This is a genomic window from Streptococcus sp. SR4 (assembly GCF_000517725.1).
In the GTDB taxonomy this organism is placed as follows: Bacteria; Bacillota; Bacilli; order Lactobacillales; family Streptococcaceae; genus Streptococcus; species Streptococcus salivarius_F.
Genome location: NZ_AZYW01000052.1, coordinates 1 through 626, shown reverse-complemented (window position 1 = coordinate 626; position 626 = coordinate 1). Strand labels below are relative to the sequence as shown.

At 39.3% G+C, this 626-nt stretch carries 1 protein-coding gene; it reads left to right on the top strand.

The genetic code is table 11. From position 1 onward, the window contains the following. On the top strand, positions 1–442 hold a 442-nt coding region (locus tag HMPREF1519_RS06875), incomplete at its 5' end, for an IS110 family transposase (RefSeq protein WP_037611653.1). Positions 443–626: the final 184 nt, after the last annotated feature.

Here is a 626-nt window from a genome sequence, read left to right as displayed (position 1 = left end):
CGACATGGTAGCTCTAGCTCAGCCTTTACCAGAGTATGACATCTTACGGTCAATTCCTGGCATCGCAGAAACCACAGCGACATCTATCATTGGCGAATTGGGAGATATTCGTCGCTTTCAGTCTTCCAATCAAATCAACGCTTTTATTGGCATTGACCTGAGACACTACGAATCTGGGAACTTTCTCGCCAAGGAACACATCACTAAACGAGGTAATCCCTATGCCAGAAAAATCTTGTTCAAGTGCATTCACAACATCGCTTCAGCTAGTCATACTAATCCCTGCCATATCGCTGACTTTTATGAGAAACGAAAAAGACAATCGACAATAGCTTCAACTAAGCCACATACGATTGCCTCTATACATCGTCTCATTCGAACAATGTATTACCTCATTACGCATAACAAACTTTACGATTACTCTTTGACCCAAAATCGATAAGGCTGTCTATGCCGTATTATTGTAACACCTTGTTTCAAAAAATACCAGATGAGGTGTTTTTTTAGCATGCCCATTTATGGATAAAAAAGGGTTAAAAATAAGACAGTAACCTCAGAATAGTTACTGTCTTATCTCTTTTTTTACTTAAAGCCTTGATAGACTTGACAAATGGTAGAAAAGAGCC